This is a genomic window from Arthrobacter bambusae (assembly GCF_022606295.1).
Lineage (GTDB): Bacteria > Actinomycetota > Actinomycetes > Actinomycetales > Micrococcaceae > Arthrobacter > Arthrobacter bambusae_A.
This window is the reverse complement of record NZ_JAHHZS010000024.1, coordinates 38686-52548: the sequence shown is the minus strand read 5'-3', so window position 1 is coordinate 52548 and position 13863 is coordinate 38686. Positions and strand designations below refer to the sequence as shown.

The following is a 13863-nucleotide window of genomic DNA, read 5'->3' as shown; positions in this document are numbered from 1 at the left end:
CGTTCCCGGTTCCGTCATCTGGGTACCGGTTCTTGGAGAGGTCTACCGCGGGAATAGACTGGGAGAATTAAGTCAGTCGTGAGAGGTGCTTTTGTGGAGGAACGTACGACGTCGGCGCCGCCGGCGGGCGGAGAGGACGGCCTGAGCCGCGTGCCCGGCACCGCAACTGCAGCTACGGGCAGCACGGTGGATGGTGTGCCCGTGGACAGCCCGGGCGTGCGCCCGACGTTCCCCGGACGGCGCGAGCGGACGCGTTCCAGGCTGGCGAAATTGACCGGACGGGGCGCGAGCACCTATTCGCCCATCCTCGAACCGCTGCTGCGGACGGTCAGGGCCAACAACCCCAAGGAAGACCTCGATCTGATCCAACGTGCCTTCACGGTGGCCGAACGCAGCCACCAGGGGCAGAAACGGAAGAGCGGCGATCCGTACATCACGCACCCCGTGGCGGTGGCCACGATCCTCGCGGAACTGGGGCTCACCGGAACAACCCTGGCCGCCGCGCTTTTGCACGACACTGTGGAGGACACTCCCTACACCCTCGCTGACCTGACCCGTGATTTCGGCCCGGAAGTCGCGATGCTCGTGGACGGTGTCACCAAGCTCGACAAGGTCCAGTTCGGTGAGGCCGCGCAGTCCGAGACTGTCCGCAAGATGGTTGTGGCCATGGCCAAGGACATCCGCGTGCTCATGATCAAGCTTGCGGACCGTCTGCACAATGCCCGCACTTGGCGTTTTGTTTCCGCAGAGTCGTCCGCACGCAAAGCACGCGAAACCCTGGAGATCTTTGCGCCGCTGGCCCACCGCCTCGGCATGAACACCATCAAATGGGAACTTGAGGATCTGTCTTTCGCCGCCTTGTACCCGAAGGTGTACGAGGAGATCGTCCGGATGGTGGGGGACCGTACTCCGGAACGCGAGAAGAGCCTGAGCGTCATCCGCAACCAGATTGCCGAAGACCTGCGGGTCGCACGCATCAAGGCCACGATCACGGGCCGCCCCAAGCATTACTACTCGATCTACCAAAAGATGATCGTCCGGGACAAGGACTTCGACGACATCAACGACCTCATGGGCGTGCGCGTCCTGGTGGATTCCGTCCGTGACTGTTATGCGGCTCTTGGCACCTTGCATTCGCGGTGGAACCCCCTGCCGGGGCGGTTCAAGGATTACATCGCCATGCCGAAGTTCAACATGTACCAGTCCCTGCACACCACGGTCATCGGCCCTGGTGGCAAGCCCGTCGAGATCCAGATCCGCACGCACGAAATGCACCGCCGCGCGGAGTACGGCGTCGCAGCGCACTGGAAGTACAAGGACCAACCCAACCGGACCGCCGTCGGCCCGGGGAGCCCGAAGGACGGCGACATGGGCTGGTTGCGTTCCTTGGTCGACTGGCAGCAGGAAACGTCGGATCCGGGCGAGTTCCTGGATTCGCTCCGTTTCGAGATCAACGCCCGCGAGGTGTTCGTCTTCACCCCGAAGGGCGAAGTCATGGCGTTGCCGGCTGGATCGACGCCTGTGGACTTCGCTTATGCGGTCCACACCGAGGTGGGGCACCGGACCATAGGTGCGCGCGTCAACGGCAAGCTGGTACCGCTCAACAGCGAACTCAATCATGGCGACTGGGTGGAGATCTTCACCTCGAAGGCCGAAGGCGCAGGACCGAGCCAGGACTGGCAGCATTTCGTCAAGAGCGCCCGGGCCCGCAACAAGATCCGCCAGTGGTTCAGCAAGGAACGCCGCGAAGAGGCCATCGAGCGCGGCAAGGACCAGCTGACCCGGGCGATGCGCAAACAGAACCTGCCCTTGCAGCGACTCATGACGCATGACGCCCTGTCCACGGTGGCAGAGGAGTTCCACTACGTCGACATTTCCGGCCTGTACGCCGGTGTGGGCGACGGCCATACTTCGGCGCAGTCCGTCATGGAAAAGCTCATGGAGCACCTCGGAGGCCATGAGACGCCCGATGAGGACCTCGACGAAGTCAGTATTCCCTCGCAACTCCAGAAGACCCGGTACTCGGACTCCGGCGTCATAGTCAGGGGCGTCGGGGATGTCTGGGTGAAGCTGGCCCGCTGCTGCACGCCCGTACCGCCCGATCCGATCCTCGGGTTCGTGACCCGGGGCTCGGGAGTGTCGGTACACCGCACGGACTGCACGAATGTCTCGGATCTCCGTGACCAGCCCGATCGCATCGTCGAGGTCGAGTGGGCACCGACCCAATCCAGCGTCTTCCTCGTTGAGATCCAGGTGGAAGCACTGGACCGGAAGTCGTTGCTCTCGGACGTCACCCGCGTGCTGTCCGAAAACCACGTCAACATCCTCGCAGCCTCGGTGCACACGTCCAGCGACCGGGTTGCCATCTCCCGCTTCGCTTTCGAAATGGGCGACCCGAAGTACCTGCACCATGTACTCAGCGCTGTGCGCCGGATCGACGGCGTCTTCGACGTCTACAGGACCACGGGGAACCGCAGGAGAAGCTGAATCGAAGCATCTCACGCGGCCTCCTTGGGTTGGAATGCTCCGGCCGGCGGCGGGTCAGCGCTCAGAGCCAGCGCGGCGAGCTTGCGCAAGGCAGCCTTTTTGTGAGGCACCCTCGCGGACGCCTCCACCGCGAGGGTGACGAGGCGCAGCCGGACGCCCAGTTCCTCTTGGGACAGCAGCATTCTCAGTGCGGGCAGGGCCCGGTCCGCTTCGACGTGAAGCGCCACATCGACGGCCGTCCGGAGCGGACTGGTCACGAGCAGGCCGCCGATGCTGACCACGTCCAGTTGGCCCAAGCGGACTTCATGCAGGATGCAGCCACGGGCCGAACGCACGCTCGATATACGGTGTTTGGCATCCACCAGGAGCGAAAGTTTTTCGGGAGCATCCGCGCAACCGTAGATCCAGGCTGCCGTCATGCGGCCTGCAATGACCTTCCTGCGAATACGGTCCGGAACCACCAGGGCGGCCGCGCGGGCGCGAAGCCTCGGCGTGACGACCAGGCCGGGAGGCGTGAAGCTCTTCTCGTAGAGCGGGGTCAGCACACCGTCCGCGGCCATCGATTGCAGCTCGGCCCACGTGAACAGGGGGCTAGGGGCGTACAGTTCCTGGGCAGGGACGACCTGGTGCTGCGAGGGCGGTATTCTCGGGGCCATCCAGCAATCATTGCGTGGCCGCCGCAACGGGAACAGGCCCCGTCCCGGCTATGTGGATAACCGGGACGGAGCCTGTTCGATCAAGCTGTACTACTAGGCGAGGTCGCTCGCTGAACGCTGGATCTGGTCCAGCCAAGCCTCGCGGGCCTCAAGGGCCTCACGGGCGTTCTTGATGCGGCGCTGGTCTCCGGCCTTTTCAGCCTTTTCCAGGTCTTCCTTGAGGCCGGCGATGGCTGCCTCGAGTTGTGACAGGGCGCTGTTGGTGCGGGCTTTTGTCTCCGGATTGCTCCGGCGCCACTTGTCCTCTTCGGCGTCGCGGACGGCGTCCTCGACCTTGCGCAGGCCGGCTTCGATCCTGCCCATGTCGGCGCGGGGGACCTTTCCGGCTTCTTCCCAGCGGTCACGGATGGACTGCAAGGCCTTCTTGGCAGCGTTGAGGTCCGTGATCGGCAGCAGGGCCTGGGCCTCGACGATGAGCTCTTCCTTGACGGAAAGGTTGGCAGTGTATTGCTGGTCGATCTCGTCGTTGGCCGCCTGGCGGTTGCTGAAGAAGACGTCCTGGGCTGCGCGGAAACGGAGCCAGAGGGCGTCATCGTCTTTGCGGCTTGCACGGGGAGTTGCCTTCCACTGATCCATGAGGCGGCGGTATTCGCCGGCCGCGAAACCCCAGTCCGTGGAGCTGGAGAGTGCTTCTGCCTCGACGATCAGCTGTTCCTTGGCGACCTTCGCGGCCGAGTTGGTGCTGTCCAACTGGGAGAAGTAGGCGCGGCGGTGGCGGTCGAAGACGGTACGCGCCGAGCGGAACCGCTTCCACAGGGCGTCCTCGTTGCTTCGGCCAAGCCGGATGCCGTTCTTCTGGGCCGTCTTCCAGCTCTCGAAGAGTTCGTTCATGCGGGCGCTCGACGTCTTCCACTGCACCTGGGACGGATCCTGGGACGCGATGGATTCGGCCTCGGCAACGATCGCCTCGCGTGCCGCGAGTTCCGCGGAGCGGGCGGCGTCGTGCGCGGCCTTCTCTGACTTCTCCAACTCGGAAATCTGTCCGGCCAGGGCATCGAGACGGGCTTCCGCAGTGCGAATGTCGCCCACCATGTTCCGCTCGGCAAGCTGCTCGCGCAGGTGCTCGACCGTCTTCTGCATGTCGGTTGCGGGGGCCTTGGACTCCACGCGGTGTTCCATCAAAACGATCTGCGCCACGACGTCGTCGTACTTCCGGGCGAAGTATCCCAGCGCCTCGTCGGTGCTCACTCCCGGGTACTGTCCCACCGGCTGCTCTTCGCCGTCGATGGTCAGGAAGACGTGGCCATCACCCTCGGCTCGCCCCCACTTTGCGGCTTCCGCGAGGGACACAGCCGTAGGCTGGGCCGCCGGCGCGGCCGGAATCACGCTGGGCGAGGCTTTCGGGCGGGCAGCAAATGCCGCCGGAGAAGGCGCATGCGAGGGGGCAGGACGCGGTGCCGGAGAAGCAGGCTTCGGCGCGGACTCGGCCGCGTCGTCTGCCGGGGCAGCTGATTCGACGCCGGTTTGCCCGGCCGCCGGCGCCTGAGTCTCTTCTTCGTTGGCCACTACTGCAGTTTCGTCGGATTTCTGACTGTCTGTCACCGCTAAAAGTCTTTCGCTTGGAGGGATTACTAAGGTAATGCGCCGTGGACCGTGGCCCGGGCTGGTTACTTCAGAGAAAACGAGTCTATCGTGACAGGTGCCACAGGGGCGCCGTCGGTGGCGCTGCTGCCCGGATTAATACCTGCCTGGGCAATCTTCGTCACGACATCCATGCCGCTCGTCACCTTGCCCACCACCGTGTACCCGCCGGCAGAATCCGGGGGAATGACCGTGTCCTTGTACACGATGAAGAACTGGTGCCCGTTGCCGTAGGCGTTATCGCCCGTCCTGGCGACGGCGATGGTTCCCGCCGGGTAGGTGTTGTTGGCGGGGGTGTTCTCCAGCGGTCCCCAGTGGAAGTTGGGGTCATCGGTGGTGTCCGCGCCCTTGGCTCCGCACTGCAGCACCGCGAAGTTGTCAGCGGTGGTCAGTCGAGGGCACTTGAGCCCGCTGTAGTAGCTCGCATCAGTCAGCGATTTGAACACGGCCGCGGCCTGGGGAGCCGTCGTACCATCCAGTTCGACGCCGACGGCGCCTCCGTTGAGGCTGAGCTGGCCGACGAAAGTCTTCCCTGCAGCGGTGTCCGGTTTGGGAATGCCGGCACTATTCGAGCCTGTCGCGGCGGCGGAAGCGGATGGGCTCGCAGAGGCTGGGGCCGACGGCGAACTGAGTCCGGCCTGCGCCGCGGCGAACTCCGACTCGCTCGGGTTCGAGTTGAACACCGTGAGTTGGAGCACGACGGCGGCAATCAAGGCGGCGGCACCCACGCCGACGGCGATCACGTTGTCCCTGCGGCGGCGCTTGCCCTGTGCACGCCGAAGCTCGCGCTTGGCTTCCATCTGCCTGATGCGCCGTTTGGCTTCACGGTTGTCCCGCGGCCTTGTAGACAAAGGTCCTCCTGGTTGTCTGGACAAGCTTCCATCGCAAGCAAGCCAGACCGTGGTGCCCGCATTAGATGTGCAGGCGCCGAAAGCATAAACTGGCTGCCGCACATAGTTTATGCATGACTGGCTGGACGCCCGCCCAAGCTAAGCCGAATCGGCCGTGGTTCGTGGCGGCGGTCCGGCCCGCGCAATCGTTGAGGAGAAAATTCCACCATGGCTCGTACCGCCTCCCTGTCCGGATTCCCCGAGTGGCTTCCCCAGGAGCGGTTGGTGGAACTGCATGTGCTGGACACGTTGCGCAAGACGTTCGAACTCCATGGCTTCTCTTCCATCGAGACCCGCGCTGTGGAAACGGTGGGACAGCTCCTCCGCAAGGGCGAGATCGACAAAGAGGTGTACGGCCTCAGTCGCCTGCAGGAAGACGAAGACGCCGCCGGCGAGGGCGGAAAGTCCGACAAGGCAGATCCCCATGCCCTGGCCCTCCACTTCGACCTCACGGTGCCGTTTGCCCGCTACGTCGTCGAGAACGCCGGCTACCTTGCCTTCCCGTTCCGCCGCTACCAGATCCAGAAGGTATGGCGGGGAGAACGTCCCCAGGAAGGCCGCGCCCGCGAGTTCACGCAGGCGGACATCGACGTGGTGGGCGACGGCGAGTTGCCGTTCCGCTACGACGTCGAGATTGCCCTCGTGATTGCGGAAGCGCTGAGCGCCCTCCCCATCCCGGACTTCCGTTTGCGCATCAACAACCGCAAGCTGGCGGAGGGCTTCTACCGCGGCATCGGCCTCATGGACACTGCCGGCGTCCTTCGCAGCATCGACAAGCTTGAGAAGATCGGCGAAGCGAAAGTTGCCGAATTGCTCAGGGATGAGCTTGGCGCCACGGATGAGCAGGCGGCACTCGCGCTGAAGCTTGCAGGCATCCGCACCGAGGACACGTCCTTCGTGGGCCAGGTCCGGGCGCTTGGCGTCTCGGACGAGCTCCTTGAAGAGGGCCTCAGTGAGCTGGAACAAGTCATCGAGGCCGCCGTGCAGCGTGCCCCCGGGAAGGTTGTTGCCGACCTCAGCATCGCCCGGGGCCTCGACTACTACACCGGCACCGTCGTCGAGACCGTCCTGGTGGGTCACGAGCAGCTCGGTTCCATTTGCTCCGGAGGCCGCTACGACGCCCTTGCCAGCAAGGGCAACCGCAAGTTTCCCGGCGTCGGCCTCTCGATCGGGGTGACCCGCCTCGTCTCCCGCATCCTCAGCCAGGACTTCGCGACGGCGTCGCGCTCGGTGCCCACGGCCGTGCTCGTGGCCTTGAACAACGACGACAGCTGGTCTGCCGCCCAGGACGTCGCGGCGCAGCTGCGCGGACGGGGGATCGCAACCGAAGTTGCGGCGAAGGCAGAGAAGTTCGGCAAGCAGATCAAATTCGCCGATCGACGCGGCATTCCCTTCGTCTGGTTCACCGACGACGACGGCAAGCACCAAGTGAAGGACATCCGCAGCGGTGAGCAGGTCGACGCGGATCCGGCCAGCTGGGAGCCGTCGCCCGAGGATCTCCACGTCCGCATCACCACGCGCTAGGCACGCACCGGCGCCCCAAGGGCGTCAACCCGGCCAACGTCGCCGGGAACCGGCCTGGCCTGGTGGGGCCGTGCATCATCCGTACGGGTAAACTCGAACGGGATCGTTTTGTCATGATCCTGTAAATCATGTTGAAAGGAATGCTGTGCTGCGCACACATGACCTCGGATCCTTGCGTTCCGAGCACATTGGACAGACCGTCACCCTGGCAGGCTGGGTAGGCCGCCGCCGAGATCACGGTGGCGTGGCCTTCGTCGATCTGCGTGATGCGTCCGGTGTCGCCCAGGTGGTTGTCCGCGAGGAAGAGGTCTTCCACGGCCTGCGCAATGAATACGTGCTGCAGATCGTGGGCACCGTGAGCAAGCGTCCCGAGGGCAACGAGAACCCGGCCCTCGCCACGGGTGAGATCGAGGTCATCGCCGAGAAGGTCGTGATTCTCAACACTTCGGATCCCCTTCCGTTCCAGATTGACGAGCACGTTGAGGTCGGCGAGGAAGCACGGCTCAAGCACCGCTACCTCGACCTGCGCCGCCCCGGCCCCGCTCACAACCTGCGGCTGCGCTCCGAAGCGAACCGCGTGGCCCGCGAACTCCTTCACCAGCAGGGTTACGTGGAGATCGAAACTCCCACGTTGACGCGTTCGACGCCGGAAGGCGCCCGCGACTTCGTTGTTCCGGCGCGTCTGGCACCGGGTTCCTGGTACGCGCTTCCGCAGTCGCCGCAGCTTTTCAAGCAGCTGCTCCAGGTTGGTGGTTTCGAAAAGTACTACCAGATCGCCCGTTGCTACCGCGACGAGGACTTCCGTGCGGACCGCCAGCCGGAATTCACGCAGCTCGACATCGAGGCCAGCTTCGTTGACCAGGACGACATCATCGAGCTTGGCGAACGAATCGTCAAGGCACTGTGGCAGCTGATCGACGTCGAAATCCCGACGCCGATCCGCCGCATGACCTACCACGAGGCCATGGCCAAGTACGGCTCCGACAAGCCGGACCTGCGCTTCGGCCTGGAACTCACCGAGTTGACGGAGTTCTTCAAGGACACGAATTTCGGTGTCTTCAAGGCACCGTACGTCGGCGCCGTCGTCATGCCCGGCGGAGCCTCGCAGGCCCGCCGCGCGCTGGACGCCTGGCAGGAATGGGCCAAGCAGCGCGGGGCCAAGGGCCTCGCGTACGTGCTGTTCAAGGAAGATGGCGAACTCACGGGTCCCGTTGCCAAGAACCTCACGGACACCGAGCGGGCCGGCCTGGCTGACGCTGTGGGTGCCAAGCCCGGCGACTGCATCTTCTTCGCCGCTGGCGAGAAGTCCCCGTCCCGCGCTCTGCTGGGAGCTGCCCGCGTGGAGATCGGCCACCGCACCGGCCTGATCGATCCCAAGGACTGGGCCTTCGTCTGGATCGTCGACGCGCCGATGTTCGAACCTGCAGCCGCAGCAGTCGCCTCGGGTGACGTCGCGGTGGGTGGCGGACAGTGGACGGCCCTGCATCACGCCTTCACCTCCCCGAAGCCCGAGTTCCTGGACTCCTTCGACAAGGACCCGGAAGCGGCCCTGTCCTACGCCTACGACATCGTGTGCAACGGCAATGAAATCGGCGGCGGGTCCATCCGTATCCACGAGAGCGACGTGCAGGAGCGCGTTTTCGAGCTCATGGGCCTGGACAAGGAAGACGCGCAGACCAAGTTCGGCTTCCTGCTGGAGGGCTTCAAGTACGGCGCACCTCCGCACGGCGGCATGGCCTTCGGCTGGGACCGCGTGGTGGCCCTGCTGGCCGGCGTCGACTCGATCCGCGACGTCATCGCGTTCCCGAAGTCCGGCGGTGGCTACGACCCCCTGACCGCTGCTCCCGCGCCCATCACGGCGCAGCAGCGCAAGGAAGCCGGAGTTGACTTCAAGCCTGAAGCCAAGGCCCAGGCAGCGCCGGCAGCCAAGCCGGAGTAGCAGGACACCGCAGAAGTAGCCCGGAGGCCCCCGCATATCGCGGGGGCCTCCGGCGTACCATGACGGCGATTGATTTCGAGGAGGACGCGTGGCGCAGGATATGAGCCTGGTATTGGTCGAAGCGCTGATGGACCAGGCTTGGCCGGCCCTGGATCGTGAGGACACCGGGGGATGGGTCATGCGTGCGGCCGGTGGCGTCACCCAGCGGGCCAACTCGGTCTGGCCGAGGGAAGAGGCCGATGACCACGAGTCTGCAGTACGGGCCGCCTCGCAGTGGTATCGCTCCCGGCGCCTGCCGCTGATCTTCCAGGTCTTCGACGACGAGCGGAGCGCGGGCCTCAACGCTGTGCTCGATGCGCAGCGATTCACCCGGCAATCCGAGACCCTCATCCTGGTCCGCGCGGCTGACACACCTCCCGGCGCTCCCCGCGGTGACCTGCCGAACGACGTCGAGATCTCCGAGGAGCCGTCCGAAGAGTGGCTGCGGCTGTGGTGGTCCGTCGACGGGCGCGGCGGCGACGCCGAGCTGGAGATCGCCCGGAAGATCCTCGTGTCTTGCCCCTCGGTCTACGCCCTCGTGACGGACGACGACGGCGTCCCGGCCGCCGTCGGACGCCTTGCCTTGGTGGACGGCAGGGGAGGCATCTACTGCATGGCAACCGCGGCCGGACACCGTCGGCGGGGCTTCGGGCGCCAAGTGCTTGACGCCCTTCTGACGGCTGGCGGTCACCGAGGCGTGTCAGGGTTCTGGCTGCTCGCGATGGCCCCGAATACCGCTGCCCAGGCTCTGTACGAGGGCGCCGGATTCACGGAGCGCGGCAGGTATCTCTACCGGCAGGCGCGCCCGCAACGGGCGTTGTCGGGCTGCTAGTGGCGCTGCGGTCCGCTACGGCGGATCAGTGACCTGTATCCGCACCGCGCACGCATCCGCCGCGGCACGGCGCAGCACTGTCGCATTGGGATCGGCGACCGCCAGGAACGCGAGCCTTGTCCGCGATGCGTATTCTTTCAACGCCGCTTCCGCCAGGACTGCCGCGGACAGCGCGGCGTCTCCGCCCAGGACCAGGTATTCGATACTGTGTCCGGCGAACACGCCGGCGGCATATCCGGCCACGGCCTCCGTGAGCGCGTTGGCTTGGTTCTCGCGCCGCCGGGCAAAGCGTTGCTGTGAGGATCCGCCTGCCGCGGAGCGTGACTGCACGTAACGGGACCCCGACTTGGACGCAGACACTGTGCCGCCGCTCACGACGCCCACCGCGTAGCCGCCGCGGCGCACCAGGACGATACCGAGCCGCCGTTCCTGTGAAGCAAGCGACGCCAGGCGCTCAACCGTGGTGGTTCCCTTGCCGGGCCTGCCATCGACAGGCCAGGGAGCCTTCAATAGCGCGGTGGCGCCGTCAGCCGCCCGCAGAAGGGTACCGCCGTCGTCGGGTTCTTCCGCAACGGCGCCATGGCTCGCGGCGAAGCGCTCCACCCAGCCGGTCACGCGCGGACCGGGGATGAAAGCGGTGCGTCCCGCCCCTGGCTGCTGCTTTTCGTTGGGGCCGGATGGCCGGGTCTCCACGTCGATGTCTCCTTAGCTGGAATCATGAGTAGCCTATCCATGTGGAAGATCTCTTTGGTGCCGGCGCGGACAACGACGACGACCCCGGCAGCCAGGCGGCGGATCCGGACAGTTCCAGAACAGGACGTCCATCGTCGCCGCGGAGCCCTTTGGCTGTCCGTATGAGGCCCCGGACGCTTGACGACGTTGTGGGCCAGCAGCACTTGCTGGGCAAAGGTTCCCCCTTGCGTCAGCTTGCCGCGGGGGCCGACGCAGCCGGTCCTGCCGGTCCGAGCTCGGTCATTTTGTGGGGACCCCCGGGCACGGGGAAGACAACTCTGGCACACGTCATCGCCCGCGGACCGGGCCGGAAGTTCGTCGAATTGTCCGCCATTACCGCGGGCGTCAAAGATGTCCGGCTGGTCATGGAAAACGCTTTGACTGCCCGGGATCTCTACCGGACCACCACCGTGCTCTTCCTGGACGAGATCCACCGCTTCAACAAAGCCCAGCAGGACGCACTGCTTCCGGGCGTCGAGAACCGGTGGGTGGTCCTGGTCGCCGCCACTACCGAAAACCCTTCGTTCTCGGTAGTCTCCCCGCTGCTCTCGCGATCACTCCTGCTCACCCTCAAACCGCTCACTGACAGCGACATCGAGGCGCTCCTGCAACGGGCCGTCGCTGATGCACGCGGCTTGGCCGGCGGAGTGGAGCTCACTCCGGAAGCCCTTGAGCATCTGGTCCGCTTGTCCGGGGGAGATGCCCGCCGCGCGCTCACCGCCCTTGAGGCCGCTGCCGGCGTCGCCTACGGAGACCGGAACACCCCCGACGGCGGCGACGCTTCCGAAGAGCCCGGGCTGGCCGGCGACGGCGCCCCGGAGGCTCCGGTCGTCGTCGAACTCCGCCACACGGAGCGGGCACTGGACGTGGCCGCGGTCCGGTATGACCGCGCCGGCGACCAGCACTACGACGTCGCCAGCGCGTTCATCAAGTCGATCCGCGGTTCAGACGTCGACGCGGCCCTCCACTACCTGGCCCGCATGCTCGAAGCCGGCGAGGATCCGCGCTTCGTGGCCCGCCGGATCGTCATTTCGGCTGCCGAGGATATCGGCATGGCAGATCCCACGGCGCTGCAGACCGCAGTCGCGGCAGCCCAGGCAGTGCAGTTGATCGGCATGCCCGAGGGGCGGATCATCCTTGCCGAAGCCGTGGTGCACCTGGCGACGGCGCCCAAGTCGAATGCCGCGTATATGGGCATCAACAAGGCCATCGCCGATGTGCGTGCGGGGATGGGGAACGGGATCCCGGCGCACTTGCGGGATGCGCATTACCAAGGGGCGAAGGGCCTGGGCCACGGCCAGGGCTACAAGTACGCCCACGATGCCCCGCACGGCGTAGCCACCCAGCAGTACGCGCCGGATGACCTGGTCGGCAAGGACTATTACGAACCCACGGCAAACGGTGCGGAACGGGATATTGCTCCCAGGCTCGAGCGGCTGCGCCGGATCATCCGCGGTAAGTAGGCGTCATGGTAGGCTAGATGCTTGTCTGGCAAGGCTCGGGCGCACAATCCATCAAAACCAAGGTTTTGGTGTTGTGCCCTGCGCCCCGTAGCAAAAGGCAGCGGTTGGCCGATGCTCTCCCTCATGGAGGCCAGTAACACTGACACACCGCAGATATTGGAAGGACACAAGTGGCTAACAACACTCGTGCTCGCCGTACCGCACGCCTTTCGCGTGCACTCGGCATCGCTCTGACTCCCAAGGCCGCCAAGTACATGGAGCGCCGTCCGTACGGCCCCGGTGAGCATGGCCGTGCCCGCAAGAAGCAGGACTCCGACTACGCCGTACGTCTGCGCGAAAAGCAGCGTCTGCGCGCCCAGTACGGCATCCGCGAAGCCCAGATGACCCGTGCCTTCGAAGAAGCACGTCGCACCAAGGGCCTGACCGGTGAAAACCTGATCGAACTGCTCGAAATGCGTCTCGACGCCCTCGTGCTGCGTGCCGGCTTTGCCCGCACCATCGCCCAGGCCCGCCAGCTGGTTGTGCACCGCCACATCCTCGTTGACGGCATCCGCGTGGACCGCCCGTCGTTCCGCGTTGCTGAAGGCCAGCTCATCCACGTTCACAGCCGCAGCGAAGTCATGGCTCCGTTCCAGGTTGCAGCTGCCGGTGCACACGTGCTGAACTCCGTTCCGGCTTACCTGGACGTCAAGATCGACGCCCTGCAGGCACGCCTGGTTCGTCGCCCGAAGCGCTCTGAGGTCCCCGTGACCTGCGAAGAGCAGCTCGTGGTCGAATTCTACGCTCGCTGATTTCCAGCAAGCACCTACAAAGAAGCCCGTGGCACGCGCCGCGGGCTTTTTTGTATGTAAGGTACTTGGGGAAGCCACGCCGGGGGTACCCGTGTCGATCGAGATCGAGCACCAACGGCAACGCAACAAATGCTAGGAGATGAGTGTCCATGACTGGTGGCGATATTGCAGGCCTGATCGCGGCCGGAGTTTTCGCGCTCCTTGTGGTGCTGTTGGCCGTGCCGATCCTCAAACTCGGGCGCGTCTTCGATGAAGTCCGCACCTCCATCCGCTCCTTGAGCGACGGAGCAACGCCCTTGATGGACGAAGTCACGGCAACGGTGTCCACCACCAACCAGCAGCTGAAGAGGGTGGACGGGATCACTTCAAACGTTTCCGATGCCTCCGCCAACATCTCTGCTTTGTCCTCGCTGGTGGCCGCAACAGTCGGTTCGCCGCTCATCAAGGTGGCAGCTTTCAGCTATGGAGTGCGCTCGGCTTTTGCCGCCCGCCGCAAGCCGAGCAGTGGCCGCCGCAGCCGCTGAATCCGTTCGTAAGTCAGGAACACTGTGAAAAGAATTGTCTGGATGGGGATCGGCGTGGCAATCGGGGTCATCGCCTTCCGCAAGATCACCCAAGCACAGGCCAGTATTGGTCCCGACGGCCTGAACCGCGCGGTAGCGCGACTGGCTGACGGCGTCTACGACTTCGCCGATGCCGTGCGCGCCGGAATGAATGAACGCGAAGTCGACCTCCGTGCCGCGCTCGGCATCGCGGAGTCCGACGCAGGGAGCCGTTAAGCAGCCGCCAGGCACCGCGGTTCGCCCAAGCGGCCGTCAACAGGGCAGAATTAGAAGCTGCGGCGATGGCACATGCCAAAACCGCGCACA

Annotated in this window: 12 protein-coding genes; 8 read left to right on the top strand and 4 right to left on the bottom strand. The window is 65.2% G+C overall.

The features are described from left to right. Positions 1-93: 93 nt before the first annotated feature. Complete coding sequence (locus tag KNN17_RS16100; protein ID WP_078108975.1) at positions 94-2487, top strand: RelA/SpoT family protein; 2394 nt, start codon at positions 94-96, stop codon at positions 2485-2487. Between the two features lie 11 nt (positions 2488-2498). Here the strand turns inward: KNN17_RS16100 and KNN17_RS16095 are convergent, their stop codons facing one another. The 3 genes from KNN17_RS16095 to KNN17_RS16085 all read right to left on the bottom strand — a co-directional run bounded on the left by KNN17_RS16095 (position 2499) and on the right by KNN17_RS16085 (position 5584). Beyond that, positions 2499-3143, bottom strand: coding sequence for a type IV toxin-antitoxin system AbiEi family antitoxin (locus tag KNN17_RS16095; RefSeq protein ID WP_241709980.1), 645 nt, complete (start codon positions 3141-3143; stop codon positions 2499-2501). Between the two features lie 93 nt (positions 3144-3236). Continuing rightward, positions 3237-4745, bottom strand: a complete 1509-nt coding sequence (locus KNN17_RS16090; protein WP_241709979.1) for a DUF349 domain-containing protein — start codon at positions 4743-4745, stop codon at positions 3237-3239. A gap of 65 nt (positions 4746-4810) precedes the next feature. Then, positions 4811-5584 carry a peptidylprolyl isomerase gene (locus KNN17_RS16085; protein ID WP_372489691.1) on the bottom strand — a complete coding sequence of 258 codons (774 nt, stop codon included), beginning with the start codon at positions 5582-5584 and terminating at the stop codon, positions 4811-4813. A 258-nt stretch (positions 5585-5842) separates the two neighbouring features. On the opposite strand from KNN17_RS16085, the gene hisS reads away from it, so the two are divergent. The 3 genes from hisS (at position 5843) to KNN17_RS16070 (ending at position 10008) form a co-directional block, all read left to right on the top strand. Next, positions 5843-7198, top strand: a complete 1356-nt coding sequence (gene hisS, locus KNN17_RS16080) for a histidine--tRNA ligase (RefSeq protein ID WP_241709977.1) — start codon at positions 5843-5845, stop codon at positions 7196-7198. A gap of 145 nt (positions 7199-7343) precedes the next feature. Continuing rightward, positions 7344-9137, top strand: a complete 1794-nt coding sequence (gene aspS / locus KNN17_RS16075; protein ID WP_078108980.1) for an aspartate--tRNA ligase — start codon at positions 7344-7346, stop codon at positions 9135-9137. A 100-nt stretch (positions 9138-9237) separates the two neighbouring features. Then, a complete protein-coding gene (locus tag KNN17_RS16070) occupies positions 9238-10008 on the top strand; it encodes a GNAT family N-acetyltransferase (RefSeq protein WP_241709991.1) in 771 nt (256 codons plus the stop codon). Positions 10009-10023: 15 nt separating this feature from the next. On the opposite strand, the gene KNN17_RS16065 is transcribed toward KNN17_RS16070, so the two are convergent. Beyond that, on the bottom strand, positions 10024-10701 hold the full coding sequence (locus KNN17_RS16065; protein WP_241709976.1) for an acVLRF1 family peptidyl-tRNA hydrolase: 678 nt from the start codon (positions 10699-10701) through the stop codon (positions 10024-10026). Between the two features lie 41 nt (positions 10702-10742). Between KNN17_RS16065 and KNN17_RS16060 the strand changes: the two genes are divergently transcribed. The 4 genes from KNN17_RS16060 to KNN17_RS16045 all read left to right on the top strand — a co-directional run bounded on the left by KNN17_RS16060 (position 10743) and on the right by KNN17_RS16045 (position 13773). Continuing rightward, the gene (locus tag KNN17_RS16060; protein ID WP_241709975.1) at positions 10743-12203 is read left to right on the top strand and encodes a replication-associated recombination protein A; all 1461 of its coding nucleotides are present in this window, start codon (positions 10743-10745) and stop codon (positions 12201-12203) included. A 170-nt stretch (positions 12204-12373) separates the two neighbouring features. Continuing rightward, on the top strand, positions 12374-12994 hold the full coding sequence (gene rpsD / locus KNN17_RS16055) for a 30S ribosomal protein S4 (RefSeq protein ID WP_078108983.1): 621 nt from the start codon (positions 12374-12376) through the stop codon (positions 12992-12994). Between the two features lie 149 nt (positions 12995-13143). Next, complete coding sequence (locus tag KNN17_RS16050) at positions 13144-13518, top strand: DUF948 domain-containing protein (RefSeq protein WP_078108984.1); 375 nt, start codon at positions 13144-13146, stop codon at positions 13516-13518. A gap of 42 nt (positions 13519-13560) precedes the next feature. Further along, positions 13561-13773 carry a hypothetical protein gene (locus tag KNN17_RS16045; protein ID WP_241709990.1) on the top strand — a complete coding sequence of 71 codons (213 nt, stop codon included), beginning with the start codon at positions 13561-13563 and terminating at the stop codon, positions 13771-13773. Positions 13774-13863 lie beyond the last annotated feature (90 nt).